The sequence below is a fragment of the Frankia sp. Allo2 genome (assembly GCF_000733325.1).
Taxonomy (GTDB): domain Bacteria; phylum Actinomycetota; class Actinomycetes; order Frankiales; family Frankiaceae; genus Frankia; species Frankia casuarinae.
The window spans coordinates 236986-263771 of the sequence record NZ_JPHT01000001.1 but is presented as its reverse complement, the minus strand read 5'-3'; the positions used below and the strand labels follow the sequence as shown (position 1 = coordinate 263771).

The following is a 26786-nucleotide window of genomic DNA, read 5'->3' as shown; positions in this document are numbered from 1 at the left end:
CACGAACCCGCAAGACGGTGGATTGAAACTTACGTGGTCGAGCCGCCCCGCGGGAGCCGGACGAAGATGGTCGCCGGCTCAGGTCGCCGGCTCAGGTCGCCGAGACGATCCCAGTGGCCACGAGGAAGAGCACGGTGGCACCGAGCGCCAGCCGGTAACCGATGAAAACGCTGTAGCTGTGTCTGGCAATGAACTTCAACAGCCAGGCGATCGCGACGTAGGCGACGGCAAAGCTGACCACGGTCGCGATGATCGTCGCCGGCCAGCCCACCCCGTCGGCGATGTCGTCGGACTTCGTGAGGACCTGCAGCGCCGCGGCCGCCATCAGGGCCGGGATGGACAGGAAGAAGGACAGCCGGGTCACCGCCNCCCGGTCCAGGCCACGCAGCAACCCCGCCGACATGGTCGCCCCGGATCGCGAGATACCCGGGATCAGCGCCATGCACTGCACGATGCCGATCACCAGGGTGTCCTTCCACGTCACGTCCTCCTCGTGACGTTTCTGGGTACCGACGTGGTCCGCGTACCCCATCACCCCGCTCCAGAGGATCAGCGCACCGCCGACGAACCACAGGCTGCGTAGCGTGGTCTCGATCTGATCCTTGAAGGCCACCCCGACCAGGCCGATGGGAATCGATCCGAGAATGACGGCCCAGCCGAACCGGTAATCCGGATGCTCCCGCCAGGCGGGATCGCGCACACCGCGGCCCCACGCCGCCAGAAGGCGCCGGAAATCATGCCGGAAGTAAAGCAGGGTGGCGAAGACCGCACCGACCTGGATGATCGCGGTGAAAGCGGTGATGTCCGGGTCGTCGATGTCGTGGCCGAGCAGCTTCTCCAAAATTGTCAGATGTCCGGTGCTGGACACCGGCAGAAATTCCGTCAGCCCCTCGACCGCGCCGAGAAACACCGCTTCCAGGACGTTCACATGGACCCTTCCGCACCGGTACACGCCACCTGCTGATCGCGCAGGGCAGTGTATGACGACGAGGATCATCTGCTCCCGGTGGGGCGGGCCACGCGGCCGTCAGGCGGCCAGCGCCCGGGTCAGCGCACATCGAGCCGTCGCCCGGGCGACGGCCGCCTCGGTGCGGGTCACGACGGGCAGATCCAGCCGGGTCAGGGCCCGCCCGCCACAGCAGCGCCGCGGACGAGGAGAACGAGAGTCCCGCCGGCGTGCGGTTCACCTTGCCTGATGGGTGAAGAAGGCCCAGATGGTCGCGGTGGCATTCAGGGCGGTTGACGGCGGGTCGAGATGCAGGATTCGCTCGGCCGTCGGGNGGNGGGCACCGCCGGGCCACTGGTGGCCCGCGCCGGCAATGGTGACCAGTTCCACGGCCCGTCCCTGCGGGCAGGTGGCGATAAAGGTGGTGACGCTTTCCGTAGTGGTTGTGGCCGGGGTGGCACAATGATCGGCGGTACGCCACATCGCGTTCACGAACGGGACGGCCGGTCCGTTGATTTTTGCGACCCCGTCACCCTCGCCGCCGTAGTAGCGTACGGTGTGGTCCGCGGTGCCGTGAATGGCGATGACGGAGATTGGCCGCGGTGCGGGGCAGGTGCCGAGCAGGGTCGCCGAATCGGGTCCGATCGCGGCGAAAATGGTGGTGTCGCAGGCCAACCGGTAGTCCATCATGCCGCCGTTGGAGATTCCGGTGGCGTAGATACGGGCGGTGTCGACCGGTACGGCGGCTTGGATGGCGGCTACCATGCCAGTGATGAAGGCGACATCATCCACGCCGGTCGCACCGGGCTTTCCGCAACAACCGCCGCCGACGGACCAGGCATGGTTCTGCCCTTCGGGATAGGCGACGAGAAAATGGCCGCGGTCGGCCTCGGCGTCCCAGCCGTAGGAGTTCTCGGCCTGCTCCGCGCCACCGAAACCGCCGTGGATCATGACGACGAGCGGCGCCCGCGCGGGCAGAGTCGGCGGCCGGTACAGCCGGTAGGCGCGGGTGGCGCCGCCGACGTTGATCGACCGTACCGACGATCCGACCGGGACAGCGGCCGGCGTAGAAGCCGTCGCGGTGCTGGCGGGCTCTGCCGGGCCTGCCGCGGAGCGCCGAAGCGGCCCCGAGCAGCCGGTGAGGGCGACCGCGCCAGCGACGAACACGGCGAGCAACCAAGACGTGCGGGGGAAGCGGATGATCATCGAACCCCTCTGGTCGGCGCCCATAAGCGGGCAAGGGAATGCCCACAGCCTGGCATACCCGCCCAACCATGATTTTGATCTGCTCGCGCCATAGCGTGCCGGGAGCGGGCGGCGTGGTGCCGACCGCGCCGAGTACGAGTTCGACAGCCACCTACGCCACTACGTCTCACCACCCGCTTTCGTACGGAATTCACATCTTTCTTGTATGGAATGCGGGGTGCGACGAGCCGCTGACCTCGTAGTGGCCGGGGGTGGAGCCCGCCGGCCGGGCTGGCGAGGGCTGAAGGGCGGCGGAAAGAGGTGGGGATGCGGGAAGAGGTGGGGATGAGTGCGGGAGACCCGGCCAGGGTGCCGCCGGCGCCGGTGCTCACGTTCGCCGATGTGNCCCTGGACGAGGCCGCCGCTGGTGCGGCCGTACTCACGCTGACCGGTACGGCGGCTTGGCTGTTGCTCGGCCGGGGGCTACGCCCGCTGCGGGACATCACCCGTACGGCGGCCGCCATCGCCGGCGGCGACCTGGCTCGGCGGGTCCCGCCGGGGCGTCCGCGCACCGAGACCGGTCAGCTCGCGGCGGCGCTCAACACCATGCTCGGCCAGATTCAGGCGGCCTTCGAGGACCGTCGGCGGCCGGCAGCCGCGGCGGTGGCCGGACCGGCAGCGACCTCGGAATGGCGATCGTCGCCGCCATCGCCGCCGCCCACGGCGGCACCGCCACCCTCGACAGCGCCCCCGGCGCCGGCACCACCGTCCGCATCGTCCTCCCCGCCGGTACAGGGGAGGAATTGGCCGCGGTCCGGCCCGTCAACCTCCTCTGACCGGGCCGGCCCGTTTCGACCAGTGACGCCGCGTTCACCGCCTCCGCGGGTTGCCCGGTCATAGCAAGAAAACTGCGGATCCGAATGTGCCTCACATCTTGCCGGGAAAGGGTTCTCATTCCAGGCTGATGTTCTTGCCTTGCTGGCAGGGGACACGGGCACAGCCGGTCCACGGAAACCGTGGCACCCAGCCGGCTGGCTCCCACGGTCACCCGTCGGGGCCACCTGACCATCTCCGATCTCCCGAAGGCAGGTGTCCCGTTCCCATGAACCTTCAGGCTCCGGTCCGTCGAGGTCTCGCAACGGCTACCGTTGCCGGCGCGGCGCTGCTTACCATCGCGGCCTGCCAGCCTGGCACCCGGGTAGTGACCGCCGCGCCGGCGACGGCGACCGCCGAGCAGGCAGCCGACCAGCCAACCTCAACGACACCGGTGTCGGCGGCGACGTCGGCTGCCGCGACATCCACGGATGCGGTCGGGAAGGGTGCCGGCGGGCCGGGCTCCCTGACCGTGGCCATCACCTCCCCGGTGGCGGTCTCCGGCCACGTCGACACGGTGGTGAGCTGCCAGACCGCGGGCGCCCGCTACGTGGCGTCGGCGAGCGGCTCGGTCCACGGCTACGCCGTCTCGGACGTCGTGCGGGTGGCCGGTTACCACGGGCCAGGGAGCTACCAGGCTTCGGTGACCGTGTCGATGNCCGGCCCGGATGCCCACTACGCGGTCACCGCCGTACCGGCCACCGCGCAGGTCACCGCTACTGGTGGCGACGTCTCCTTCTCGGCGACGAGCACCGGCGGCCGAACGCTCGCCGGTTCGATCGCGTGGGCCTGCTCCGCGTAGGCGCACATGCGACCAGTGACTTTAGGAGAACATTCGGTGACCAGGCCGCTCGTCGGCCACGGGGGCACGCCGGCCCGGAGACGTCTGCGCCGTCTGCTCCTGGTGGTCGCGGCCGTGGCGGTCCTGCGCGGTGTGCAAGCCGGCGTCGCTGCGCTCACCGTGCTGACGGCAGCGGCACTGCGGCTCGAACAGCCGCTGCCGCACCTGCATGTCACCCGCCTGGCCGAGACTGGGCCCGAGCCGCTGACCCCGCTGACCGCTCTGGTCATGGTCGCCGTGTCCGCGGCCGTGTCCGCCCTTCTGCTCCGCGCTCGCCGGACGGTCACGGCCTTCGCGGCTGTCAAGGCATTCGCCCTTATCGCGGCGTCGACCATCGCCGGCGTCGTCGCTGCCGGCCCGGTGGGCCTTCGACTGGCCGTCGCGGGGTGCGGCGCGAGCCTGGCCGTCCTGCTGTGGCCGGCGGTCCGGCGCGCCGCCGTAACCCTGCTGACGGCGGTCGGCCTGCCGCACGCCACCGGCCGGACCGCCGACGTCGCCCTCGCCGTGAAGATCGGCCTTCTCGTCGCGGTGGTGCTCGTCAGCTAATCGGCTATTAGCACCGCGCGCCCTCAGCACCGCGCGCCCGCTTCCCCTGCGTCCACCCCACTCGCTCCCATCTCCGCCCGAAAGGAAGTCGTGATGAGCCGCGCTCCCCACGTCCGCTCCGTCGCCGCGCCACCATCCACAGCCAAGACCTCCGACATCAAGACCTCCGACATCAAGACCTCCGACAGGGTGCCCGGCTCGGGAGAGGGGCCGGTCGAGGCGATCCGGCGGCTGCGTGCCGACCCGCTCACCCGGCTCAACGAGCTGGCCCGCGCCCATGGGCCGGTGGTGCGCCTGGCGAGCTGGCCGGTGTCGGCCTTCCTCGTCACCGACCCGGACGCGATCGCTGACGCCCTGGTCAGCGGACACCGGGCCTACGCCAAAGGTGCCGTACGCCGCGGCGCCGGTTCCCGGCGAACGGTGGTGCAGCCGCTGGCACTGCTGCTGGGCCAGGGCCTGCTGACCAGCGCCGGGGACACCCACCGCCAGCAGCGCCGGCTGCTGCAGCCGCTGTTCCACAAGCAGCGGATCGCCGGCTACGCCGACGCCTTCGCGGCCATCGCGGACAAGACCGCCGACGGCTGGCGGGACGGGCAGCGCCTCGACGTGCACACCGAGATGACCGAGATGACCCTGGCGATCGTCGCCCGGACCCTGTTCGACGTCGACCTGGACAGCCACGTCGTCGACGTCATTCGGGCCGCTCTCGACCAGAACATGCCCGCAGCCCGCCGAGCCCAACTTCCCGGCTTCACTACCCTCGAACGGCTACCGCTCCCGGCGCCCCGGCGCCGACGAGACGCCCGGAACGCGCTCGACCGCGTCGTCCACGATCTGATCGCCGACCGCCGCGCCACCGGCGCCACCGGTAACGACCTGCTGTCCCTGCTGCTGACCGCCCGCGACGCCGACACCGGCGCGTCGATGGACGACTCCCAGGTCCGCGACGAGGCGCTCACCCTCCTGCTCGCCGGCCACGAGACCACCGCTAACGCACTGACCTGGACGTTCCACCTACTCGGCCGGGATCCGGAAGTACTGGCGACTCTGCAGGCCGAACTCGACCGGGTGCTCGGCGAGCGGCGGCCGACGATCGACGACCTGCCCCAGTTGCCCTACACCAACGCGGTCATCAGCGAGGCGATGCGGCTGTACCCGCCCGTCTGGGCCATGGGCCGCCACCTCGTCGAAGACCGCGACGTCGCCGGCTACCGCCTGCCCGCCGGCTCCACCCTGGTCTTCAGCCAATGGGTGGTGCACCGCGACGAGCGCTGGTGGCCGCGACCGGAACTCTTCGACCCCATCCGCTGGACCGGGCCCGACACCGCCGATGAGCCGGCCGACGCCGGGCCGAAGATGCGGCCTCGCTTCGCCTACTTCCCGTTCGGCGCCGGCCCCCGCCAGTGCATCGGCAACACCTTCGCCATCACCGAAGGCGTGCTCGCCCTGGCCGCTATCGCCCGCCGCTGGTCCTTCACCCCCGTACCCGGCCTGCCCGTCACACCGCAACCCCTGGTCACCCTGCGACCGAAGGACGGCCTACCCATGATCGCCCACGGTAGGTACCCGAACCGGTAGCGGCCTTTATCAGGCGATCTCTATGCCGACGTCGGGCGGCTGGTGCAGCGAGTTGTGGACGGTGCAGTGCGAGGCCACCGCTACGAGGCCGGGCCGGCGCCGTTCCGGCAGACTGGCGGGAACGGCGATTNGCAGCCGCACCNCCGCCNCCCNGGCGGGNCGGTCAGTCGCCATGTCGAACTCGGCAGCAACCCGCAGACCGTCCCGGCACACGCCATGGCGGGTGAGGTACCGGCCGGCGTAGAAGGCGACGCAGGATGCGAGTGAGGCGACGAACAACTCTGTCGGCGTCGCCGCGATGTCGTCACCACCGTGCCGCAGCGGCTGGTCAACCAGCATCTCGTGTCCACGGACCCCGATCGCGTACGACTCACCCGCAAGGTAGGCCACATCGATCCGGCCCGGGTGACCGTCTCCGGACCCAGCCGTGTCCCGCCCGCGGTCAAGCGCCGAGTCTGCTGTCCCGACGGCATCCTCGCGGTCGCGTTCGGCTGCCGCGGCCTGCGCCAGCAGCCGTCCGGCCAGCTGCCGCGCCTCGGGCACGGTCAGGTGCGCCCACTCCTCGCCGCGGTCGTGCCGTTGGCAGCCGACGTTCAGAATGATCTGGCTGGCGCCCTGGCCCTCCCCATCCAGGGGAAGCCGTCCGATGATCATGTCCTGCCCATGGGCGGTCCGGATCACGTCGCGCGCGAGCGCATCGGCTGACTTCGTTCTCGGTCCGTTCATCACGCCCCCCTGACGTCTTGTACCTGCCATGCCGAGGTTAGGACGATGAACGGTATTGATCAGGGGCCATCGGTCCCGGCCAGCGGGGCCAGATGGACGCCCACCGCGCTGGGGATGAGGTCCTTTGAACGGCGTGGCGCGGACCGGCCCTGCCGCATGTCCGCCGACGAGGATCAGCCCACCGACCTTGCGCGCCGGAACCGGGAGCACACCGGCCGCGTACCAACGGCGCGCGGTCACGTACGCCACGGCCTGCGACTCGGCCCACTCCTTAAGGCTCGCGTGACCATCATAGACCGCCACAGAGCGCTACGGTGTGGTGCCAAGACTGGCGTGCCGCCGAACATCTGGGGGTTACCCAGCTGGCACCACTGCTGACCTCAGCTGAGCAGACGGACGGGATCAGCCTGTGGTGGTTCACCAGGAAGGCAGCCTCCTGGCGGATCCGCTGGCGCCCAGGCCCAAATCGGGACGGGCGCAACCCCGCGGAGTCCGGCGACGGCAGGCTCCGCGCCGTGCTCAACGGCGACGCGGTCCACCGCTGGGCACCCGCCGTCTACGAGCCTGAGATCCACGCCTTCGGTGGCCCCGCCGGCATGGACGTCGCGCATCAGCTCTTCCACCACGACAGCCGCAACGTCCTCGCCCACCTCGACCGAGCCCGCCCCGAGCATCGGGCCGAGGTCGGACTCGTGCTGGCCGCGGCGCTGCTGAGGTCAGCTGGCCAGGACTACTACGAACAGGGTGACGTCTGGACCCGCGTCGCCAGTCACCGCCGCACCCGCCAGGCCAGTGCGCGGCAGCCCGCCGCCACGGCGGCTACCCGAAACGCCGTCCGGCAACTTCTCGCCGCCCGCACCGTGCAGCCCCTCAAAGCGCTACCGGCGTGGCCGGCAGCGTTCCGGCACGCGGGTCGGTCACTCGCGAACCTCGCCAACCAGGGCCAGCTCACCCGCGGCCTCCGCGCCGTTCTTGCCCATCACATCCTGTTCGCCTGGAACCGGCTCGGCTTCCCCGCCGCCGACCAGGCGCAGCTCGCCCACACCACCGCCGCCATCATCTTCGATGACCCCGGCCCGATCCCTGACGAACGGTGACCACGATGACCACCCGCACCCCCGAACAGCTCCGCGACAACCTGGTCGCCGACATCCACCGCTGGGGCACATTCCGAACCGCCCAGGTCGAAGCCGCGTTCCGCACGGTCCCGCGACACCTGTTCCTGCCCGACGTCGNCCTGNAANCCGCCTACGCCCCCCAGGTCGTCGTCACCCGCCGCGCCCCCGACGGCACCGCGCTGTCCTCAGCATCCCAACCCAGCCTCGTCGCCGCCATGCTCGAACAGGCCGGCGTCCACCCCGGCCACCGCGTCCTGGAGATCGGCACCGCCACCGGCATCAACGCAGCACTCCTCGCCGAACTCACCGGCCCGACCGGCCAGGTCACCACCATCGAGATCGACGAGGAGCTCGCCGCAGGCGCGCGCACCGCACTGGTCAAGGCCGGTTACGAACGCGTGGACGTTGTCCACGCCGATGGTGCGGCGGGCCACCCGGGCGGAGCGCCCTACGATCGGATCGTCATCACGGCCGGGGCCTGGGACCTGGCCAAGGGCTGGTGGAACCAGCTCGCCCCCGCCGGTCGTATCGTCGTGCCTCTCCGTCTCCACGGAAGCGGCCTGACCCGCTCCCTCCCGCTCGACGCCGTTGAGCCGGGCCGGCTCGTCAGCCGCTCGGCGCTCGTCTGCGGATTCGTCCCCCTACGTGGCGCCGACGCCCACACCGGCCGTACCCTCGCCCTCGCAGACGGTGTCGCCCTGCACGTCGACGACCACGACCCCGCCGACGAGCCGGCGCTGCGCGCCGCGGCGGCCAGCCCACCCCACAACCTGTGGACGGGGCTGACGATCCACGACGACGAACCGACCGCGCACCTCGACCTGTGGCTCGTCACCATGGGCGCCCGCTTCGGCCGCCTCGCCGTCGACACCACCGTCCGCCCTGACAGCCAGCTCACTCCGACACGGCGCTGGGCCGGGGCCACCATCCACGACGGCACCACCATCGCCTACGTCACCCTGCGTCCCCTCGCATCCGACACCGACGAACTCGGCGTCACCGCCCACGGACCCCACGCGGCCACCCTCNCCGCGCNCCTCNCCGATCTGCTGCACCAGTGGCGCAAAGAAGGCCCCGCCGAACCTGTCGTAACGGCCCATGCCGCGGACACCCTGGAGGACCAGACCGTCGCCGGACACCGCGTCGATCGGCCGAACAGCCGACTCACCGTCCGCTGGCAGCCCTGAGAAGAGGCGGGACCCGATGGCCTTCACCACATCGACAGATGCGGCACCCACGACGTTCGCTCTCGTCGCACCACGGTTTCCCCTCGTCCCCCGTGACCGGCCATCCTGCCCAGCCCTCGACGCCCGGATCTACCGGGGTGGATCACCCGCGGCGCCACCCGCGGCGCCACCCGGATGGCAGGTCCCGGGTCATCATCGCCGACGCCGAGATGCAGCGGCACGCGAGCGCCGGCCCCCGGCTACTACACTCGCTGGGTGCCGATAACCGACGTTTCGCCAGCTGCTTCGCATCGAGTCCGACGGGACAAGAGCCAAGCGGGCACACCACGTCGGTGGAGGGGTAGGCTGTAGGTGTTGCTTGTTCTTCCGTGCGTGACCTACGCAGAGAACGGCACGACTGGACCACGGCACCGGCCGGGGTCTGGGGCGAGGCCGGTACGCGAAGGACGCTTACCGGGAGCGCGGCAAGGAGAAATAATCGTGGCGCAGGGTACCGTCAAGTGGTTCAACGCGGAGAAGGGCTTCGGATTCATCTCCGTCGACGGTGGCGGCCCGGACGTGTTCGTCCACTACTCCTCGATCGTGGCGGACGGCTACAAGTCCCTGGATGAGGGCCAGAGCGTCCAGTTCGAGATCGTGCAGGGCCAGAAGGGACCGCAGGCGGACAACGTCCAGCCCGTCTGAGGCCGTACCACCCCCAGCCTTACGCGTCGGCGCGCGGCTCCCGTGGGAGCCGCGCGCCGATGTTGCGTTGGCCGATGTTGTGTTGGCAGGCCGGTAGTCTCACCGCAGTAGTTGACCGACGCCGTCGGCGGGCACCGCTCGATCATGGGCCATGTGCACCTGACGAGCGACCAGATCAGCGCCCGGGCAACCGAACCACGGTGATGAAGAAGTCGTCGATGAACCGCACGTCGTCGACGAACCGGTCGAAATCGACCGCCTTCGTCACGTAGGCGTTGGCGTGCAGGTTGTAGCTGCGCAGGATGTCCTCGGCAGCGCCCGAGGTGGAGAGCACCACGACGGGGATGCGTCGCAGGTCGGTGTCGGCCTTGACCTCGGCCAGCACCTCGATGCCGCCCCGGCGCGGCAGGTTGAGGTCCAGCAGGATCAGGTCGGCCGCCGGGGCCTGTGTGAAGGGCTCCTCCCGGCGAAGGAACGCCATGGCTTGGATGCCGTCGTTCACGACATGCAGCCTGCCGTTGATCCGATCATCCGCGAACGCTTCGCGGGTCATGAGGACATCCCCCGGGTCGTCCTCAACCAGCAGTACGTCGAACGGGTCCGTANGGACACTCGCCGTCATCTGGATACCTCGAAGTAGAGGCCGCCATGGCATGGCAGCCGGACGAGAAGCGGGGGTAGGGGATGTAAAGCGGGGCCAGGGCGGACAGGACAATCAGCGCCTACGGCGCGGGACGGCCGCTCCTCGAGAGCGTGAGCGGGGCCGCGAGCAGGCGCGGGCGGAGTCCGTCCGGCCCGGAACGGTAACCGGACACCCCGGAATCGATGCACGGACTTTGGCGATGTCTGACGGTACGCCAATGGAAGTGGTCTGTCGCCCCCCTAACAGGGACAAGTCCGAGGACGAGCCGAGGCTCACCGTTTTCGGCCTCGCCGCGACCGCCCGGGCACCCACGACCCCACGACCGCCCGGCTACCCCGACCGCCCGGCTACCCCGACCGCCCGGGCACGAGGCCGGGCTTCGGCCGTTCCCGGCGTGGCGGTTCCCGGTCGTCCCCGGCGGGNAGGNAAGGGGNCATGAGCTCCGGCAGCCCGGTCCAAGACGAGATCCGCCCGCATGCCCGCGAACTGCGTCGGCTGATCCCGGACGTATACCGGGGGCTCGGCACCCTGGGCGACGCGGCTCTCCGTGACGGCGCCCTGGACAGCCGCACGAAGGAGCTGATCGCACTGGCGCTCGCCGTGAGCACCCAGTGCGACGGTTGCATCGAGGCACACGCTCACGGCGCCGTCCGGCAGGGTGCGACCTGCCAGGAGGCGGCCGAGGCCATCGGGGTGGCACTGCTGATGAACGGCGGACCGGCGTCGGTCTACGGCCCGCGCGCGTTCGCCGCCTTCAGGCGTTTCCGCGCCGAGCGGCACGAGGCGGGGGACGGTACGGCGCCGCTCGGGCACGTAACCCCGGCCTCGCCGGGACACGCTCCATCAACCGCCCAGGTTCAGCCCCCCGGCAACACCGACGTCTGAACCGGCGACAGAGGACCCGCCGCGCCGGCGGCCCAACGGACGGTGGTGCCCGCAGACCGTCGTCAAGACCGGCTGAGGACACGCCGGCGCGGGTGCCACCGCCCTCCGGCGGACGGGCCCGGACGGCCCGGCTACAGGCAAGGAAAATCTCATGGTTAAAAATATCCCTGGAGATTTCCTCGTCCCCCGTTTCGGGCCATCGAAATTCGTTGCCCTACGGACGAGTTGTTTACCTGTCCTTTACAGTTCCACCCACCCCGGCCGGCGGCATCCTGTTACGATTTTCCCGTGACCGCAGGCGAACGGGGAAGAAGGCTCCGATGACGTTTGTCGTCCTGTCGCCCTGCATTGATGTCAAGGACACCGCCTGCGTGGAGGAGTGCCCGGTCGACTGCATCTACGAGGGCAGCCGCAAGCTGTACATCAACCCGGACGAGTGCATCGACTGCGGAGCCTGCGCGTCGGTCTGTCCGGTCGACGCGATCAAGAGTACCCGGATCGTGCCGGCGAGCGAGGCCGAGTTCATCGCGGACGAGGCCCGGTTCTTCACCGACATCCTGCCTGGTCGGGATGCTCCGATCGGTAATCCGGGCGGCGCCGGCAAGATCGGCCCGATCGGAGCGGACACCGCTTTCGTCGCGTCCTACAGACGCTGACGAGACAAGCCGCCGGCGAAGGCTGACGCGGCCACGGCGTCAGCGAGACCGCCGGCCCACGGCCGGTGCTCAGGACCCACCCCGTCCGGGCACCGGCCCTCTACATTTCGGGGGCGAAACAGGGGCCGAGACCGAAGCAGAGTTGCGGGTTTCCCAACGGGTGATGTCGACCGGTCGTGCCGTCGACCAGATGACGCGCCGCGGAATGTCGATTGACGAGAAGGCGGCGTGACAAAAATCCCGGAAAACGGCATGCAGACGTCATCGCCAGGCGACCGGAGAACATGACGGAAACCACGTGGGGCCGGAACCGAAATCACTCCGGGCCGAGGCCGGGGCGGGCACCGTAACGGACCCCCTGAGGGGATCAGGCCAGCCCCGACAGGCCTGATCCCCCGCCCCCCGAGCATCCATCCGACGACCGTCCATCGGTCCGGTTCGCCTCAGCCGTAGGTCTCATCCCGGCCGTAGGTCACCCGGCTGCGACCTACCCGGCCACCGTCCAGGAGTCGGCGCCCTGGAGCAACGTCCGCAGATCGCCCAGGCCGCCGGGCCGGGCGGTCGCCAGCCGCTCCTGGAACAGCTGGTCGAACACGGGATGCGAGACCGACCGGTAGACGCCGATCGGCGGCTCCGGAAACTCCGCCTGCGCCAACTGGGCCAGGGCGTAGGCATAGGTCGAGTTCTCCACCGTCGGATCGTGCACCACGACGCGGGGGTCACCGCTGTGCCCGACCGCCAGCTCCCCGGTGGCCGGGTCGCGGATCACGGCGTACTGCTCGTCCACGCCGAAAACCACCGGCATACCGGGCGAGAGCCGGATCGGCCCCTGCTCGCCCTTCGCCCCGGCGGCGCCGGCATCGGCATCGGCATCGGACCGCTTCGGCTGACGGGGGATCGCGTTGAACGTGGGGCAGCCCTGCCGGATCTCCACCAGCGCCGCTCCCTGATGCGCCGCGGCGGCGGTGAGGGTGGCGGTGAGGTGGCGACGGTCCGAGTCGATCGTGCGGGCGACGAACGTCGCGCCGGCGCCGAGCGCGAGCGCAACCGGGTCGAACGGGTTGTCGAGCGACCCGTGGGGGCTCGACGGGCTGATCGTGCCGATCCTGGAGGTCGGCGAATGCTGACCCTTCGTCAAACCGTAGATCTGGTTGTTGAACAACATGATCTTGAGATTCACGTTGCGACGCAGCGCGTGAATAAGGTGGTTACCGCCGATCGACAGCGCGTCGCCGTCACCGGTTACGACCCACACCGCCAGGTCCGGCCGGTTGATCGAGACACCGGTCGCGAAGGACGGCGCCCGGCCGTGGATCGAGTGGATGCCGTAGGTGTCGAGGTAGTAGGGGAACCGCGAGGAGCACCCGATGCCGGACACGATCACGATGTTCTCGGGCGGGACGCCGAGGGCCGGCAGCAGACCCCGCATCGTCGAGAGGATGGCGTGGTCCCCGCAGCCGGGGCACCAGCGGACCTCGTTGCCGGTCATGTAGTCCTGCGCGGTCAGCGCCGGCCGTCCCGCCAAGTCACCCGACGGTTCTCCGGATCCACCATTCAGCGAGATCATCGTCCTGCCTCCCCGGCCGTGCCGAGCTTCGAACCAAGGTGTACGTTCAACCGGGCGCTCACGTCCCCGACCGGCTTCGAGGCCGCATCCGCCGACGGCTCCTCGTCGATGCCCTGGATGATCCGGCTGATGACGGAGGTAAGCTCGGCGACCCGGAACGGCATGCCGCGGGTCTGGTTGTAGCCGACGGTGTCGATCAGGCATTCCCGGCGCAGGAGTCCGGCGAGCTGCCCGAGGTTCNTCTCGGGGACGAGCACGGTGTGGTACTCCGACAGCACCGAGGCCAGGTTCGCCGGCAGCGGGGCGAGATGGCGCAGGTGCGCCTGGGCGACCTTCATGCCGTCGCGCCGCACCTGGCGGCAGGCTTCACCGATCGGCCCCCACGTCGAGCCCCATCCGATCACCAGCACATCGGCGCCGGATCCGGGGGGCCCGCTGGGATCATCGACCTCCAGGAGCGGCACGTCGATGTTATCGATCTTGGACTGTCGGGTGCGGACCAGCAGGTCATGGTTGTCGGGGTCGTAGGAGACCGCACCGGTCAAGTCGGCCTTCTCCAGACCGCCGATGCGGTGCGTGAGCCCCGGGGTACCCGGGATCGCCAGCGGGCGGGCCAACGTGATCGGGTCCCGCACGTACGGCAGGAAGATCGGGTTACCGGCCTCGTCCNCCCCGTTCGGGCCGGTGGCGAGATCGATCCCGATGGTGGGCAGCTCCGCCGTCTCGGGCACCCGCCACGGCTCGCTGCCGTTGGCGACGTAGGCGTCGGACAGCAGGATGACCGGGGTGCGGTAGGCCAGCGCGATCCGGGCTGCCTCCAGCGCGGCGTCGAAGCCGTCCGCGGGCGAACGCGCCGCGATCACCGGCAGCGGCGCCTCGCCGTGCCGGCCGTACAGGGCCTGGAGCAGGTCGGACTGCTCGGTCTTGGTCGGCAGACCGGTCGACGGCCCGCCGCGCTGCACGTTGACGACAACGAGCGGCAGCTCCATGATCACCGCAAGGCCGAGAGCCTCGGTCTTCAGGGCCATCCCGGGACCGGAGGTGACGGTCACGCCGAGCATCCCGGCGAAGGACGCGCCGATCGCGGAACCGATGGCGGCGATCTCGTCCTCGGCCTGGAAGGAGCGCACGTCGAAGGAGGCGAGCGCGCTCAGCTCGTGCAGAATGTCGGAGGCGGGAGTGATCGGGTAGGCGCCGAGGAACAGCGGCATCCCGGCCTGCTGCGCGGCGGCGACCAGGCCGTAGGCGATCGCCTTGTTGCCCTTCATGTGCCGGTAGGTGCCGGCGGGCAGCTTGGCCGGCTTCACCTCGTAGGAGAGCGCGAAGGCCTCGGTGGTGTCGCCGTAGATCCACCCGGCCCGCAGCGCGGCGATGTTCGCGGCCTGCACGTCCGGCTTCGCGGCGAACCGCTTCTGCAGGTAGGCGATCGTGTCCTCGATGGGCTGACTGAACATCCAGGACACCAGGCCGAGCGCGAACATGTTCTTCGTCCGGGCGGCGTCCTTGCGCTTCAGGTTGAACTCGGCGACGGCCGTGGCGGCGAGACCGGTGAGGTTGATCGCGTGCACGTGGTAGGCGTCCAGCGACCCGTTGGTCAGGGGATCGGCCTCGTAACCGGCCTTTTCCAGGCCCATCACCGTGAACGCGTCGGTGTCCACGATCAGGACCCCGCCGGGACGCAGCTCGGCGATGTTCGCCCTGAGCGCCGCGGGGTTCATGGCGACCAGAACGTCGGGCCGGTCGCCCGGGGTCCTGATGTCGTGGTCAGCGATGTGGAGTTGGTAGCTCGACACCCCGGCCACGGTTCCGGCTGGCGCCCGGATCTCCGCCGGGTAGTTCGGCAACGTTGCCACGTCGTTGCCGCCCGCGGCGGCCTGGGCGCCGAACCGGTCACCGGTGAGCTGCATCCCGTCGCCGGAGTCACCGGCAAAACGGATCACCACGTGTTCCAGTTGCGTGACCCCCGGATCTGGTCGTTCGGACAACTGTTCGGTTGGCATGGCGAAACCTCATCTCAACTTCTCAGCTACGCACGCCCGCGCCGGGCGAGCGGAACCGCGCGTGGCAACGCTGACAGCACGGAAGCGGGGTCAGGGAAGCGTGGGGGGAACGGGTCAGGGATAGGCGGATCGGGGGGCGGGCACCTCGGGCATGCGCAGGGCCCGCGAGAACACCCGGTCGGTGGGGATCTCCTGCGCCCGGAACTCGGTGGTGGGGCCGTCGAAAAGATCGTTCGACCGGTTCTGCTCCAGGGCACGCACGCGCAGCACCGCGCGAGCCACCGCGGCGGCGGCGGCGTGGATCTGGTCGACGCTGGTGAACCGGCCCACGCTGAACCGCAGGCTCTCCATGGCCGCCGTGGTCGACCGGCCCATCGCGGTGAGCACATGGGACGGCTCGGCGCCGCCCCCGTGACAGGCGGAGCCCGCGGACACCGCCACGTCCGGCAGACAGGCCTGGACGGCGTCGGCGTCGGCACCGACGAACCGCAGGTTGATGGTGTTCGGCAGCCGGCATTCGCGGCTCCCGCCGCGCTCACTCGGCCCGTTGAGCTCGACGGCATCGACGCCGAGCCACTCGACGAGCAGATCGTGCAGCAGCTCGGTCTGGGCCCGCTGCCGCGGGGCCTCGTCGTCCATCACCGCGGCGGCGATCCGCGCCGCGGCGCCGAAGCCGACCACCCCGGCGGTGTTGACCGTGCCGGCGCGCAGGCCCCGTTCCTGCCCACCGCCGTGGATCAGCGGTGCCAGCTGCGACCGGGCGTGTCGGCCGGCGATCAGCGCGCCGGTGCCCTTGGGCCCGTAGAGCTTGTGCGCGGACGCGAGGGCGAGGTCGATGCCGGCGTCCGCGACCGAGACCGGCATCCGGCCCAGTGTCTGGGTGATGTCGGCGAGGTAGAACGCCCCCGCCCCGTGGGCGAGCTCGGCGATGGGCCGCGGGTCGTTCAGCGTCCCGGTCTCGTTGTTCGCCGTCATCACCGCCACCAGGGCGACCTTCGAGACGGAGGCCCCGAGAACCCCCCCGTTCCCCGCGACGGCGGAACCGTCCCATACCGGTTGCAGCAGCGCGCGCAGATGATTGAGGTCGATCGTGCCGTCGGGATGAACCCGGATGGTCTGCACGATCGCCCCGTGCACCCGCGCCGCGGCCTCCGCCGCGGCGAGGACCGCCCGATGCTCGGTCGCTCCGACGAGTACGCGGCGGCAGGACGGCGGGGCGGTGGCCAGGACCCCGGCGATCGCCAGGTTGGCCGCCTCGGTCGCCCCGCTGGTGAAGATGACGTCACGCGGCTGGGCGCCGGCGAGGTTCGCCACGTCCCGCCGGGCTCCTTCGACGAGCCGGGCGACGGCCTGCCCCGCCGGGTGCGAGCTGGCCGGATTCGCGAAGTGGTCCCGCAGCAGCGGCAGCATCGCCCGGACAACCTCCGGGTCGACCGGGGTCGTCGCGTTGTGGTCAAGATAGATCACGGTGCGCCTCCAGAGCCGCAGTCCACGCAGGCGGGATCGCGCCGCGTCCGCGGCGTACGCAGGTCCGTGTCCCACAGGTCGAGGTGGATCAGCCGGCCGACCGCCGGCTCGGCGAATCCACCGGCGATCTTCAGCGCCTCGGTCGCCGCCAGGCAGCCCACCGTTCCGGCGACCGCGCCGAGCACCGGGAAACCGAGGGGCTCCCAGGACGGGTCCCCCTCCGGGAACACACACCGCAGGCAGGGCGAACCCGACCGGACCACCAGCAGATACGCCTCGGTGGCGTTCATCGCGGCGACGACCAGGGGGATCTGCGTCGCCAGGCACAGCCGGTTGAGCAGATACCGCTCGGGGAAGTTGTGCCGAGCGTCGACCACCACGTCCGCCTCGGCGATCAGACGGGGCAGGCTGGGATCGGTCAGATCCCGGTCCAGGGCGACGATCTCGACGTCCGGGTGGTGTGCGCGCAGGGTGTCGGCCGCGCACTCCACCCGGGCGTCGCCCACCCGGTCGGGCCGCATCAGGGTCTGCCGGTTGAGGTCCGGCTCCTCCAGAACGCCCGGATGGACCAGGATCAGCCGGCCGATGCCGGCGGCGGCCAGGTAGGTCGCCGCCGCTCCGCCGACCCCGCCCACCCCCGCCACCAGGACGGTCGCGCCGCTGAGCCGCCGCTGAGCGGACACTCCGAAGCCCGGAATACCCAACTGCCGCTCGTACCGTCGATTCGGGTCGAAGACGGACGGCGCCTGCCGACGGGATGGGTACGGTGCCGGCGGCCCGGCACAGATGGACCCCAGCAGACGCGGGTGGGAACGGAATCGGGCGGTGACCATCGGGCGCTCCCCGGGTTAGGCCGAACAGGTGATCAAGTAGTGCGTTGTCAGGACACCAGCGCGACCCGGCCGATCTCGGGCAGGGCCTCCTTCAACCGGCTCTCAATGACGCCGGTCAGGGTCGNGGNGGCGCNGGANCNCCCGCCGCAGGCTCCGGTAAGGCGCAGGTGCACCTCCGCCGTCCCGGGCTCGCCGTTGCCGGCGAGAGTCGCGACGACCTCGGCGTCCCCGCCGTCTCCCCGCAGGAAGGGCCGGATCTCCTCCATGATCTCCTCGACCTGCTCGCGCAGGCGGGCGTCCGCGGCGGTGCGCTCGGTGGAGTCCGAGGCACCGAAGGACGTCCCGCAGCCGCAGGAGCTGGTCGCGTTCGGGTTCTGGAAGGTGAACCCGGAGGAGGTCAGCGTCTCGGTGTAGTCCACGCGCAGCCCGCGCAGCAGGTGAACCATCGACGAGTGGACGACGACGTCAAAGCCGTCCTGGCCGATGACGACGTCCTCGGCCTCGGCACCGGGGACGAGCGCCAGGTTGTAGGTGAAGCCGGCGCAGCCACCGGGGTCGACGCCGATCCGCAGGCTGAACCCGCCCGTGCCGGGGGTCGAGGCGAGCAGGTGACGGACCTGCTTCACGGCCCGGTCGGTCAGTTCGACGGTGGGGGTGGTGGCGCTCATCGGACGGCAACCTCCGCTTCGGCACGATGTGCGACAAGGCGGGAGCCGACCTCGGCCACCGCCTTCTCGATCAGGTCGTAGAGCTCCACCGGTTCGATCCCGGCATTCTCGAGCGCCTCGCGCGGCCCGAGGCCGATCTTGCTGCACAACACCGCCGCGCAGTCGGACAGCATCGCGACCGTCTTGTCGAGCTTGGAGGCGTCCTCGTCGCAGTCCGACGGGCCGTTGCAGTAGCGGTCCACGTCGCGGGTCTGCACGAGCCGGGCCCAGCCCGGACCCCCCTCGTAGATCCAGAACTCGGTCGCGTGACCGAAGTGCTGGTTCACCACGCCGCTGCCCTTGGTCGCTACAGCGACGAGCACGACGTTCTCCGGGCGGGCGTTCCCCGGGCGGGCCCCGGCCGGGGTGCCCTCATCGGGGGATGCGCCCGGGCCAGAGGGAATGACCGCGCCGGTCGAGATGTTCAGCGCTCCCCGGGTGGCAGCCACCTCGGAGCGCCACCGTTCGATCTCGCTATGCGTCTGCCGGCGGCCTTCGAGGTCGTATTCGATCTCACGGCCACGGAACGCCTCGGGAGTGAACTCCTCACCCCGGTCCTCACCGAGCAGGCCGACGGCGTCGGCGCGGCACTGCCGGCAGTGCCGCATCATGTTCATCTCGGCGCCGTCGTCCTGCTCGCAGCGGTCCTGCAGCGCCTTNAGCTCCTGTGGGGTGGGGCCGCGCTGCCCGGTCAGGCCGAAGTGGGTGCCGTGCTCGGGCGCCGACACCAGCGGCATCACGTTGTGCAGGAAGGCGCCGAGCTCCTTGACCTTCCGGGAGACCTCGACGAGGTGGTCATCGTTGATCCCGGGGATCATCACCGAGTTGACCTTGCAGAGAATCTTCCGCTCGGTGAGCATCGCCAGGCCCTCGAGCTGACGCTCGGAGAGGATCCGGGACGCCTCCCGGCCGGTGTACCGCTTACCGCGGAAGGCGATCCACGGGTAGATCCGCTCCCCGACCTCGGGGTCGATCATGTTGATCGTGATGGTGACGTGGTCGACGTTCAGTTCGGCGATGCGGTCGACGTGGTCCGGCAGGGTCAGCCCGTTGGTAGACAGGCAGAGCTTGATGTCCGGGCAGTCCCGGGCCACCAGTTCCATCGTCCGGAAGGTCGGCTTCGGGTTCGCCAGCGGGTCGCCGGGGCCGGCGATCCCCAGCACGCTCATCTGCTTGATCTCGCTGGCCACCAGCTTGACCTTGGCGAGGGCGTCCTCGGGGGACAGCAGGGTGCTGGTGACGCCGGGACGGCTCTCGTTGGCGCAGTCGAACTTGCGGTTGCAGTAGTTGCACTGGATGTTGCAACCTGGGGCGACCGCCACGTGCATCCGGGCGTAGTACTGGTGGGCCTCGGCGCTGTAACAGGGATGATTGGCGATCTTCTCCGCGATCTCCGGGTCCCGCACCGGAGCGCTGGTGCCACAGCTGGACTTGCTCGCGCAGCCGGCGGCGGTGTCGGGCGCCGGCCCGGTGGCCTGCCGGGGCATCTCGCCTGCCGGGTCGGTGGGCAGCATCGGCAGGCTGACGGGGGTTGCCTTCACGACCGCCCTTCCTTCCCCCCGGCGGTCGCCGTGCCGGTGGCCGGAGCGGTCGCCGAGGAGGTCGCGGTGGTCGTCGCGGCGGGTGCGGCGGTACCGGCGGCGACAGCCGCGGCCTGCTGCCACTGCTCGGGGGAGACGAGCTCACGTTCCAGCGCGCCGACGATGCGGCCGTGGTCGAAAGCCACCGCGTACACGATGTGTTCCTGCAGGTAGAGGCCGACGTTGATGACCTGGCCACGGGTGCCGGCCTCGACGAGAACCTCACCGACGGCGATCGCCGGGTCCGGATACGTGCCGTCGTTACGCAATGCCTTGACGGCGACCACGATNTCGCCGACGTCGTAGGTGCTGTTCATCGGGTTCCACCCAGGTAGTCGGCGGACGCGGCGGCGTGGTGCGGCCAGGCGGACTGGGACGGCTCCACCGGGTCGGACGGCGCCGACGGCTGGGGCACCGTCGGGGTCAGCCGCTCGACGGTGATCGACGACGCGGGCACGAACGACGACTGCGGAGCGCGGTCCTGCAGCACCTTGAACAGGCGGTGGTCCAGGGCGGAGGCGGTGGTGAAGGCCTCATAGGAGCGGATGAGCGCGTCGCGATACTCCCGCAGCAGCTCCACCGGGTTCCCGGCCTCGGTCCGAGTGTCGTGCAGCTCGACCAGCTGGTTGGCGAAGTACCGGAGGATGTGCAGCCGGTTGACGGCCAGGACTCGCGGGTCGTAGTCGACGTCCAGCAGGATGAAGTACTCCTCGGCGGTGGAACAGCGGCGGAAGTCCGCCAGCTGGCCGGCGGCCATGCTCACGCTCATCGCGATGTCTCCTTCTTGAGCAGGCCCTCGAGGAGGGCGATCTCCGCATAGGCGTCGTAGGTGCGGCGGGCGGCGTCGAGCAGGCCCTCCCNGCCGATCGGGNGGNCCTCGGCGAGGNCGTGCAGGTCGAGCTTGAGCTGGGAGGCCCGGCTGCGAAGCTTGCGCAGCCGCAGCTCGGTGTCGGCCGGGGCGCCCCCTGCCGGGGTGTCGGCGGCTTGGGCGTCAGGAGTCATCGCGGGCCACCTCGTTCCATCGTTCGATCTGCTTGGTCGCGCCGGTCACCAGCGACTCGCCCCGGGCGGAGAGCTCGTCCATGGAGCCGAAGCCGAACCGCTGCACGTCCCGCAGCGCGTCGGAGAGGACGACGAGCCGCCCGGCACAAATGATCACGCGCCCGAACCCCTCGTGGCTGAGGTCGAGCACGGTGGTGGTGAACGCCCCGGTCGCCTTCTCGGTGGCCGCCGCGNCCGCCTNGTAAAAGGAGCGCACCCGGCCCTCTACGGCGGCGTCGATGTCGCAGTTCACCGCGATCTCGCGGCGCTGCTCCCGCGTGACGATGAACGGGCGGAGCAGGTCCTCGTCGGAGAACCGTTCCAGTTGGCCGTAGGTGTCCCCGGCGCGCAGCTGGTCGACCAGGTCGCCGAGGAAACCGGTCTTCGCGGTCATGCCGCGTCCCCCTTGGGCTTCAGAGCCGTAGCACCGCCGCGGGTCCAGGTCGCCGCCGGCTGCGGCTCGTGGGACCGCAGCACCTTGCGCAGCCAGGGCGGAGGATTGCCGGCCAGCGTCGAGGTGTAGCGGCGGAGCAGCTCGGGGATGGCGGTGCCCTTGACCACCTTCACCGGGTGAACCCGGGCCTTCACCACCTTCGCCGCGGCCGTCCCGCCGATATCACTGATGTTGAGAATCGCGCAGTCCGAGACCGCGGCGAGCCTGGATTCGATCTTGTCCTGTTCGTCCGTCGGCGCCGCGTCGAGCGCGCGGGTCTCCAGGAACCTGGCCCCCTCGGGGCCGACCTCGTACACGTCGAACCGTTGGCACCACCCGAAATGCTGATCCACAGCGGTGCCGTCGCTGGTCGCGAAGGCGATCTTCAACACGGAGACTCCTGGAACAGGTTGTCGAGTTGATCGGATTCACCCGCGGAGCCGGGTTGGGTGGGGATCTCGGTCCGGTGGGCGGGCTGTCCATCCGCGCCGGACACGGAGAACCTCCGCCCGGAACGGCGGTGCACGTGCTCGTGATCGAGCAGACGATTCGCGGCGTCGATGAGCAGGCGCAGGCTTCCGGCGTACCCGGCGGTACCGGCCAGCGCCGCGCCGAGCCGATCGAAGATCGGGAAGCCGACGGGCAGGTGCGCGGCGCCAATCCGGTCGGCGACCTCGCGGGCGTGGCTGGAACCGAGGACGAGGTGCGCACCACCCGCCCGAGCCCGTTCGGCGAGGTCGGTCAGATCACCGACGACGACCTCGTCCCAGGGCGCGTCCGCGAGGACCGGCGCGGCGGTCGGGGACACCGCCGCCACGACCTCGGCCCCGACGTCGTGCAGCAGGGAACCGACGGCGACCAGGGTCTCCGGCTCCATTGCCAGCGCGACCCGGGCGCCACCGAGGACGAAGTGCGTGTCGAGCAGACCGTCGGCGAGCCGGGCCCGGGCCTGCCGGACCCGGGCCGGCGCGGACGCTCCGGTGAGTTCGATCAGCTCGGTGACCAAGGTGTCCATCTCCGTCAGCCCGCTGAGATGACGGTGGCGGAGGATCCGGGCGCCGGTCCGGGCTGCGAGCAGGTCACCGGCCGCCGCCGCGGTCGCACCCGCGACGAGCACGGCCCGCGACCGACCGAGCGCCCGCAGCCGCGCGAGCCCGGTGCCGCCGGTCGTCGTGGGCTGCCAGGCGGGGGCCAGGTGCCCGTCCACCGATCCGGACAGGTCGGGGACGAGTACCGGGTCGAGCCCGAACGCGCGAATCAACTCACCGAGCTCGTCGAGGTCGGCCGCCGTCAGGGACGGGCCGACCAGGACGGCGAGCTGGCGCGGGTCCAGAGCACCACCGTCCGCCGCCGCCACCCGTCGGGCGGCGGACCCCAGGGACCTGGCGGACCTGGTGGACCTGGCAGCCTCGGCGGACCCCAGGGACCTGGCGGACCTGGTGGACCTGGTGGACCTGGTGGACCTGGTGGACCTGGCAGCCTCGGCGGACCCGGGGGTAGTGAGATGCGTTACGGGAGCGCTGGCCGCGATGAAGGCGGTGCGCCCGGTAAAATATCTCGCTTCGGAAGGCTCCGTTTCGGAATGCTCTGCCGGCACCACCGCTCGGACCAGCGCCTCCAACGCGGCCGACCAGCCGTCGGACAGCCCCCCGATGAAGTCCGGGGTGGAGACCCCGACGATCAGCGGGGCCCTGCCGGGGGCGGAGCCGTTCGCGCCCGCCTCCGGCCCGCTCGAGTCGGTCTCGTTCCAGGCCGAGAGGTACTTGCGCAGCTGGCCGCCGACGTCCTCGCCGCTGACCTCGGTGACCCCCGTGGTGAGCAGGCCGATGATCTCCGGCCGCTGCTTCTTCCGGATGGCATCGAGCGTCTCCACCATCGCCTCACCACTGCCGAGGACCGCGGTCACCTCGGTGATCGCGGTGGTCTGCAGCGGGATCGGCTCGTTGAAATGCCGGGTGAGCAGGGCCTTGGCGAATGACGCGCACCCCTGCGCACCATGCATGATCGGCAGCGAGCCGGCGAGGCCCAGGAAGACCAGCGCACCCCCGAGCGGCTGGCTGTGCTTGAGCGGGTCGATCGTCGCCTGCCGCTCTCCGGTCACGATCTCGGCCATCAGCGGGCTCCGACCAGGTCCCAGGGAGCGGGCCGGCTGACCTGCTCCCAGACCGGGCTCGCGATCGCCAGGTCGAGGCGCCGGGCGAGCTCGACCATCCCGGTGTAGCCGGCGTAAGGGATGTGCCGCTCCTGGTTGATATCGAGGAACGGCAGCCGGCCCTTCAGCGCGGTGTACTGGTTGCGGCCGCCGGCGACGAGGATGTCCGCCCCGGTCTGTTCGGCGACCCGCAGCAGCTCGCGCGGACTGCCCTCTTTGATCATTTTTGCGTCGCCGAGCAGCTCGCGGATCTTGTCCACGTCGCCGTCGGAGCTCTTGGTAATGCCGCTGCCGACCACCTCGATGCCGAGGTCCTGCAGCGCGGACACGATCGACCAGCTCTTGACCCCGCCGGTGTATAGCACCGCCTTACGCCCGGCGAGCCTGCGCCGGTACGGCTCAAGTGCGACGGCGACGGCCGCCTCCTCGACAGCGATGAGCTCCTCCGTGCGGCGGGAGAGCTCGTCGTCCTCGAGCAGGCGGGCGAANCCGCGCAGGGNGTCGCCCATCGCCCGGGTGCCGTAGAAGCTGCCCTCGAACCACGGGATCCCGTAGCGTTCCTGCAGGCCACGGGCGAGTCCGAGCAGCGCGCGCGAGCAGACCACCATCGTCGCCCTGGCCCGATGGGCCGCGGCGACGTCACGGTAGCGGGCATCACCGCTGATGCACGCCTGCACCCGAAGGCCCAGCCGGGACAGCAGCGGCAGGACGTCCCACAACTCCCCGGCGATGTTGTACTCACCGATCAGGTTGACGTCCCGGTCGGTGGTGAGCTCCGGCTCAACGGTGCCGATCACGTGGTCGAGCAGGGCCTGGCCGGCGAGCCGGTTGCCGAGGTTCTTGCTGCCGACGAACCCGGGCGAGTGGATCGGGATCACCGGCACCCCGGACTCGGCGGCGGCAGCCGCGCACACCGCGTCGAGATCGTCTCCGATCATCGCGGTGACGCAGGTCGAATAGACGAAGACCGCTGGCGGCGAGTGCCGCTCGACGACCTCCAGGATGGTGTCGAACAGGCGCTGTTCCCCCCCGAGCACCACGTCGTTCTCGGCCATGTCGGTGGTGAAGCCGTGCCGGTAGAGCACCGGCCCGGACGACAGGCTGCCTCGGCCGTCCCACGAGTTGCCCGCGCAGCCGATCGGGCCGTGGACCACATGAGCGCAGTCGGCGATCGGGACGAGGGTGATCATGGCTCCGTCGAAGGCGCAGCCTCCGGAAGTGCCCCCGGGCTTGGGTTTGGGACAACCCGCCTTGCGGGCCTTGGTGCTCTTGGCGTTGTTGTGGTTACAGGCCGGTTCGGTGAACAGCGCGACGCGTTCTGTGGCTGCCATGGGCCATCCTCGGAAGGACGCGGTTCTACGGGCACGGTTCTTGAAAGAGGTGAGACGGGGGCGAGGGGTCGATCGATCCGGGAGGTGATCGATCGACCCCACGGCGGGGNGGNCGGNCGGNCGCAGGGAGCGCGGNGGGNGCGGCCGGCCGACCACGTTCAGATCCGGCCGGGAGCCGGACCGGCCACAGCTGTGCCCGGTCGGACGCTCAGCGGACGACGTCGAAGCTGTGGTCGGGGCTGGTGCGGTCCAACTCGTCGAGCACCGTGTTGACGAGCTGGGTGAGCAGGTGCAGACCGCCGGTGTAGCCGACGATCGGGAAGCGGTGCAGGTGGTGCCGGTCGAAGATCGGGAAACCGACCCGGACCAGCGGCACGTTCGCCTCCCGGGAGATGTACTTCAGGTACGAGCTCCCAATGAGCAGGTCGACCGGCTCGGTGAAGACCAGCGACCGCAGGTGCCAGAGGTCCTTGCCCGGCCAGACGGTCGCCGCCTCGCCGAACTTGCTAGTCGAGAGGACCTTCTCCAGCCTGGGCGCGAAGGAGTTGTCGGCGTTCGTGCTCAGCAGGTGGACCGGGATCATCCCGAGTTCGAGGGCGAAGCCGGTCATCGCGATGACGAGGTCAGGGTCACCCGCGATGGCGACCCGCTTGCCGTGCAGATAGGCATGCGAGTCGGTGAGCGCGTCCACCAGGCGGCCACGCTCGGCGGTGAGCTCGGCCGGGATCTCGACCTCCGCCAGGCGGGCCACCTCAGTCAGGAAGCGGTCGGTGTTCTTCACCCCGATAGGGGTCTCGAGCACCACCGTCTCCTGCTTCCACCCGTCCCGGACGAACTCCGTCGTCTTGCGGGTGGTGGTCTCCTGAAGCATCACGGTAGCGCGGCTGAACCGAGCCGTGGCGGCCTCGGCGAGCGGGGTACCACCTGGGTAGAGCTCGTACTCACCCGTCGCCGGCGAGTCCAGGGAGCTGCTGTGGTCGCCCAGGATCAGGGGGTCGACACCCATCAGCTCGAGGATGCGGCGGTACTCGCGGNGGTTGCCGACGTAGGTCTCGAAGCCGGGCACGATGTTCAGCCGGGGCTTCCCGGGGGACTCGACCTTGTCGGCGTCCGCTGTCCTGCTCAGGAGCTCCAGGATGCCCTTGAGCATGCTGTCGTAGCCGGTGAGGTGCGAGCCCACGAAGCTCGGCGTGTGCGCGTACGGCACCGGGTAGTCGGCGGAGATCGCGCCCTTGTCCCGCGCCGCGCCGATGTAGGCGAACAGGTCCTCCCCGATCACCTCGGCCATGCAGGTGGTGCTGACCGCGACCATCTTGGGCTTGTACAGGGTGGTCGCGTTCTCGAGCGCCTCGACCAGGTTGTTCAGCCCGCCGAAGACGGCGGCGTCTTCGGTCATCGACGAGGATGCCGCCGGGACGGGCTCCTTGAAGTGCCGGGCGAAGTGGCTGCGGAAGTAGGCGACGCAGCCCTGCGAGCCGTGCACCAGGGGCATGGTGCCCTCGAAGCCGAGGCCCGCCAGGACCGCGCCGAGCGGCTGGCACGCCTTGGCCGGGTTGACGGTCAGCGCCTCCCGGGCGAAGTTCTTCTCCCGGTACTCCCAGCCGCGGGTCCACTCCAGGACCCGGGCGACCTCGGCGGCGTCGCTGCCGTTCTCGAACTCGCGCTTGCCCTCGAACTGCTTCTGGTAGACCTCGTCCTTGAACAGCTCGCTGTGGTCGAGGACCCGCAGCGGGACGGAACTGTTTGTTTCCGGAGTCGTCGTCACCGGACATCCTCCCTTCTACCGTGGCTGATGACTGCCGGCTAC

Annotated in this window: 27 protein-coding genes and 1 pseudogene; 10 read left to right on the top strand and 18 right to left on the bottom strand. The window is 70.3% G+C overall.

From position 1 onward, the window contains the following. Positions 1 to 91: 91 nt before the first annotated feature. Together ALLO2_RS01095 and ALLO2_RS01090 are read right to left on the bottom strand one after the other, a co-directional pair. The gene (locus ALLO2_RS01095; RefSeq protein ID WP_035729072.1) at positions 92 to 928 is read right to left on the bottom strand and encodes an undecaprenyl-diphosphate phosphatase; all 837 of its coding nucleotides are present in this window, start codon (positions 926 to 928) and stop codon (positions 92 to 94) included. Between the two features lie 255 nt (positions 929 to 1183). Beyond that, positions 1184 to 2152 (bottom strand): PHB depolymerase family esterase, encoded by a 969-nt coding sequence (locus ALLO2_RS01090; RefSeq protein ID WP_035729069.1) that lies wholly within the window; start codon positions 2150 to 2152, stop codon positions 1184 to 1186. A gap of 393 nt (positions 2153 to 2545) precedes the next feature. Between ALLO2_RS01090 and ALLO2_RS28005 the strand changes: the two are divergent. From ALLO2_RS28005 to ALLO2_RS01075, 5 genes and pseudogenes are all read left to right on the top strand, one after another. Continuing rightward, positions 2546 to 2779 (top strand): annotated as a pseudogene (locus ALLO2_RS28005) (HAMP domain-containing protein); the annotation flags it as partial. 41 nt (positions 2780 to 2820) lie between these two features. Continuing rightward, complete coding sequence (locus tag ALLO2_RS25270; protein ID WP_023840010.1) at positions 2821 to 2967, top strand: ATP-binding protein; 147 nt, start codon at positions 2821 to 2823, stop codon at positions 2965 to 2967. A 266-nt stretch (positions 2968 to 3233) separates the two neighbouring features. Next, complete coding sequence (locus ALLO2_RS01085; RefSeq protein ID WP_035729068.1) at positions 3234 to 3806, top strand: hypothetical protein; 573 nt, start codon at positions 3234 to 3236, stop codon at positions 3804 to 3806. Between the two features lie 36 nt (positions 3807 to 3842). Beyond that, complete coding sequence (locus ALLO2_RS01080) at positions 3843 to 4391, top strand: hypothetical protein (protein WP_023840008.1); 549 nt, start codon at positions 3843 to 3845, stop codon at positions 4389 to 4391. 93 nt (positions 4392 to 4484) lie between these two features. Continuing rightward, positions 4485 to 5969 (top strand): cytochrome P450, encoded by a 1485-nt coding sequence (locus tag ALLO2_RS01075; RefSeq protein ID WP_023840007.1) that lies wholly within the window; start codon positions 4485 to 4487, stop codon positions 5967 to 5969. A 9-nt stretch (positions 5970 to 5978) separates the two neighbouring features. Here ALLO2_RS01075 and ALLO2_RS01070 read toward each other — a convergent pair whose 3' ends face one another. Further along, positions 5979 to 6695: an OsmC family protein gene (locus ALLO2_RS01070; protein WP_232234833.1), complete on the bottom strand. Its 717-nt coding sequence runs from the start codon at positions 6693 to 6695 to the stop codon at positions 5979 to 5981. A 314-nt stretch (positions 6696 to 7009) separates the two neighbouring features. Here ALLO2_RS01070 and ALLO2_RS01065 point away from each other — a divergent pair, with 314 nt between their 5' ends. The 3 genes from ALLO2_RS01065 (at position 7010) to ALLO2_RS01055 (ending at position 9684) form a co-directional block, all read left to right on the top strand. Continuing rightward, positions 7010 to 7792, top strand: coding sequence for a thiopeptide-type bacteriocin biosynthesis protein (locus ALLO2_RS01065; protein WP_011438820.1), 783 nt, complete (start codon positions 7010 to 7012; stop codon positions 7790 to 7792). 5 nt (positions 7793 to 7797) lie between these two features. Further along, positions 7798 to 9000 (top strand): methyltransferase, FxLD system, encoded by a 1203-nt coding sequence (gene fxlM / locus ALLO2_RS01060; protein WP_035729338.1) that lies wholly within the window; start codon positions 7798 to 7800, stop codon positions 8998 to 9000. A gap of 480 nt (positions 9001 to 9480) precedes the next feature. Continuing rightward, positions 9481 to 9684, top strand: coding sequence for a cold-shock protein (locus tag ALLO2_RS01055; protein ID WP_011438823.1), 204 nt, complete (start codon positions 9481 to 9483; stop codon positions 9682 to 9684). A gap of 175 nt (positions 9685 to 9859) precedes the next feature. Here the strand turns inward: ALLO2_RS01055 and ALLO2_RS01050 are convergent, their stop codons facing one another. Continuing rightward, positions 9860 to 10306, bottom strand: a complete 447-nt coding sequence (locus tag ALLO2_RS01050) for a response regulator (RefSeq protein WP_035729066.1) — start codon at positions 10304 to 10306, stop codon at positions 9860 to 9862. 456 nt (positions 10307 to 10762) lie between these two features. On the opposite strand from ALLO2_RS01050, the gene ALLO2_RS01045 reads away from it, so the two are divergent. Together ALLO2_RS01045 and fdxA are read left to right on the top strand one after the other, a co-directional pair. Then, the gene (locus tag ALLO2_RS01045; RefSeq protein WP_011438825.1) at positions 10763 to 11212 is read left to right on the top strand and encodes a carboxymuconolactone decarboxylase family protein; all 450 of its coding nucleotides are present in this window, start codon (positions 10763 to 10765) and stop codon (positions 11210 to 11212) included. Positions 11213 to 11532: 320 nt separating this feature from the next. Beyond that, complete coding sequence (gene fdxA, locus ALLO2_RS01040) at positions 11533 to 11868, top strand: ferredoxin (protein ID WP_011438826.1); 336 nt, start codon at positions 11533 to 11535, stop codon at positions 11866 to 11868. Between the two features lie 487 nt (positions 11869 to 12355). On the opposite strand, the gene ALLO2_RS01035 is transcribed toward fdxA, so the two are convergent. The 14 genes from ALLO2_RS01035 to nifK all read right to left on the bottom strand — a co-directional run bounded on the left by ALLO2_RS01035 (position 12356) and on the right by nifK (position 26744). After that, positions 12356 to 13435: a 2-oxoacid:ferredoxin oxidoreductase subunit beta gene (locus ALLO2_RS01035; RefSeq protein WP_011438827.1), complete on the bottom strand. Its 1080-nt coding sequence runs from the start codon at positions 13433 to 13435 to the stop codon at positions 12356 to 12358. Continuing rightward, the gene (locus ALLO2_RS01030) at positions 13432 to 15435 is read right to left on the bottom strand and encodes a 2-oxoacid:acceptor oxidoreductase subunit alpha (RefSeq protein ID WP_035729065.1); all 2004 of its coding nucleotides are present in this window, start codon (positions 15433 to 15435) and stop codon (positions 13432 to 13434) included. Before ALLO2_RS01030 ends, ALLO2_RS01035 begins: the two co-directional genes overlap by 4 nt. A 114-nt stretch (positions 15436 to 15549) precedes the next feature. Then, positions 15550 to 16902 carry a cysteine desulfurase family protein gene (locus ALLO2_RS01025; RefSeq protein WP_011438829.1) on the bottom strand — a complete coding sequence of 451 codons (1353 nt, stop codon included), beginning with the start codon at positions 16900 to 16902 and terminating at the stop codon, positions 15550 to 15552. Next, on the bottom strand, positions 16899 to 17735 hold the full coding sequence (locus tag ALLO2_RS01020; RefSeq protein ID WP_011438830.1) for a HesA/MoeB/ThiF family protein: 837 nt from the start codon (positions 17733 to 17735) through the stop codon (positions 16899 to 16901). Before ALLO2_RS01020 ends, ALLO2_RS01025 begins: the two co-directional genes overlap by 4 nt. Positions 17736 to 17782: 47 nt before the next feature. Further along, a complete protein-coding gene (locus tag ALLO2_RS01015; RefSeq protein ID WP_035729064.1) occupies positions 17783 to 18403 on the bottom strand; it encodes an iron-sulfur cluster assembly accessory protein in 621 nt (206 codons plus the stop codon). Further along, entirely contained in the window at positions 18400 to 19929 is a 1530-nt protein-coding gene (gene nifB / locus ALLO2_RS01010; protein WP_369808114.1) for a nitrogenase cofactor biosynthesis protein NifB, read from the bottom strand. The genes ALLO2_RS01015 and nifB overlap by 4 nt, the downstream gene beginning before the upstream one ends. 50 nt (positions 19930 to 19979) lie before the next feature. Beyond that, positions 19980 to 20339, bottom strand: a complete 360-nt coding sequence (locus tag ALLO2_RS01005; protein ID WP_035729063.1) for a nitrogen fixation protein NifZ — start codon at positions 20337 to 20339, stop codon at positions 19980 to 19982. Then, entirely contained in the window at positions 20336 to 20791 is a 456-nt protein-coding gene (gene nifW, locus ALLO2_RS01000) for a nitrogenase-stabilizing/protective protein NifW (RefSeq protein WP_011438834.1), read from the bottom strand. Before nifW ends, ALLO2_RS01005 begins: the two co-directional genes overlap by 4 nt. Continuing rightward, positions 20788 to 21024 carry a CCE_0567 family metalloprotein gene (locus ALLO2_RS00995; protein ID WP_035729062.1) on the bottom strand — a complete coding sequence of 79 codons (237 nt, stop codon included), beginning with the start codon at positions 21022 to 21024 and terminating at the stop codon, positions 20788 to 20790. The genes nifW and ALLO2_RS00995 overlap by 4 nt, the downstream gene beginning before the upstream one ends. Continuing rightward, a complete protein-coding gene (locus tag ALLO2_RS00990) occupies positions 21014 to 21457 on the bottom strand; it encodes a NifX-associated nitrogen fixation protein (protein ID WP_035729061.1) in 444 nt (147 codons plus the stop codon). The genes ALLO2_RS00995 and ALLO2_RS00990 overlap by 11 nt, the downstream gene beginning before the upstream one ends. Then, entirely contained in the window at positions 21454 to 21888 is a 435-nt protein-coding gene (gene nifX / locus ALLO2_RS00985) for a nitrogen fixation protein NifX (RefSeq protein ID WP_011438837.1), read from the bottom strand. The genes ALLO2_RS00990 and nifX overlap by 4 nt, the downstream gene beginning before the upstream one ends. After that, positions 21882 to 23609, bottom strand: a complete 1728-nt coding sequence (locus tag ALLO2_RS00980; protein WP_023840003.1) for a nitrogenase component 1 — start codon at positions 23607 to 23609, stop codon at positions 21882 to 21884. Before ALLO2_RS00980 ends, nifX begins: the two co-directional genes overlap by 7 nt. Next, positions 23609 to 24979 carry a nitrogenase iron-molybdenum cofactor biosynthesis protein NifE gene (gene nifE / locus ALLO2_RS00975; protein WP_035729060.1) on the bottom strand — a complete coding sequence of 457 codons (1371 nt, stop codon included), beginning with the start codon at positions 24977 to 24979 and terminating at the stop codon, positions 23609 to 23611. The genes ALLO2_RS00980 and nifE overlap by 1 nt, the downstream gene beginning before the upstream one ends. Positions 24980 to 25187: 208 nt before the next feature. Beyond that, a complete protein-coding gene (gene nifK / locus ALLO2_RS00970; RefSeq protein WP_035729059.1) occupies positions 25188 to 26744 on the bottom strand; it encodes a nitrogenase molybdenum-iron protein subunit beta in 1557 nt (518 codons plus the stop codon). Positions 26745 to 26786: the final 42 nt, after the last annotated feature.

What these genes read in the sequence shown, in the direction of transcription:
- ALLO2_RS01045 (WP_011438825.1), top strand. Translation starts at nt 10,763, where the DNA reads ATGAGCTCCGGCAGCCCGGTCCAAGACGAGATCCGCCCGCATGCCCGC.
- ALLO2_RS00980 (WP_023840003.1), bottom strand. Translation starts at nt 23,609, where the DNA reads ATGGCCGAGATCGTGACCGGAGAGCGGCAGGCGACGATCGACCCGCTC.
- ALLO2_RS25270 (WP_023840010.1), top strand. Translation starts at nt 2,821, where the DNA reads ATGGCGATCGTCGCCGCCATCGCCGCCGCCCACGGCGGCACCGCCACC.
- ALLO2_RS01075 (WP_023840007.1), top strand. Translation starts at nt 4,485, where the DNA reads ATGAGCCGCGCTCCCCACGTCCGCTCCGTCGCCGCGCCACCATCCACA.
- fdxA (WP_011438826.1), top strand. Translation starts at nt 11,533, where the DNA reads ATGACGTTTGTCGTCCTGTCGCCCTGCATTGATGTCAAGGACACCGCC.
- ALLO2_RS01020 (WP_011438830.1), bottom strand. Translation starts at nt 17,735, where the DNA reads ATGGTCACCGCCCGATTCCGTTCCCACCCGCGTCTGCTGGGGTCCATC.
- ALLO2_RS01035 (WP_011438827.1), bottom strand. Translation starts at nt 13,435, where the DNA reads ATGATCTCGCTGAATGGTGGATCCGGAGAACCGTCGGGTGACTTGGCG.
- nifW (WP_011438834.1), bottom strand. Translation starts at nt 20,791, where the DNA reads ATGAGCGTGAGCATGGCCGCCGGCCAGCTGGCGGACTTCCGCCGCTGT.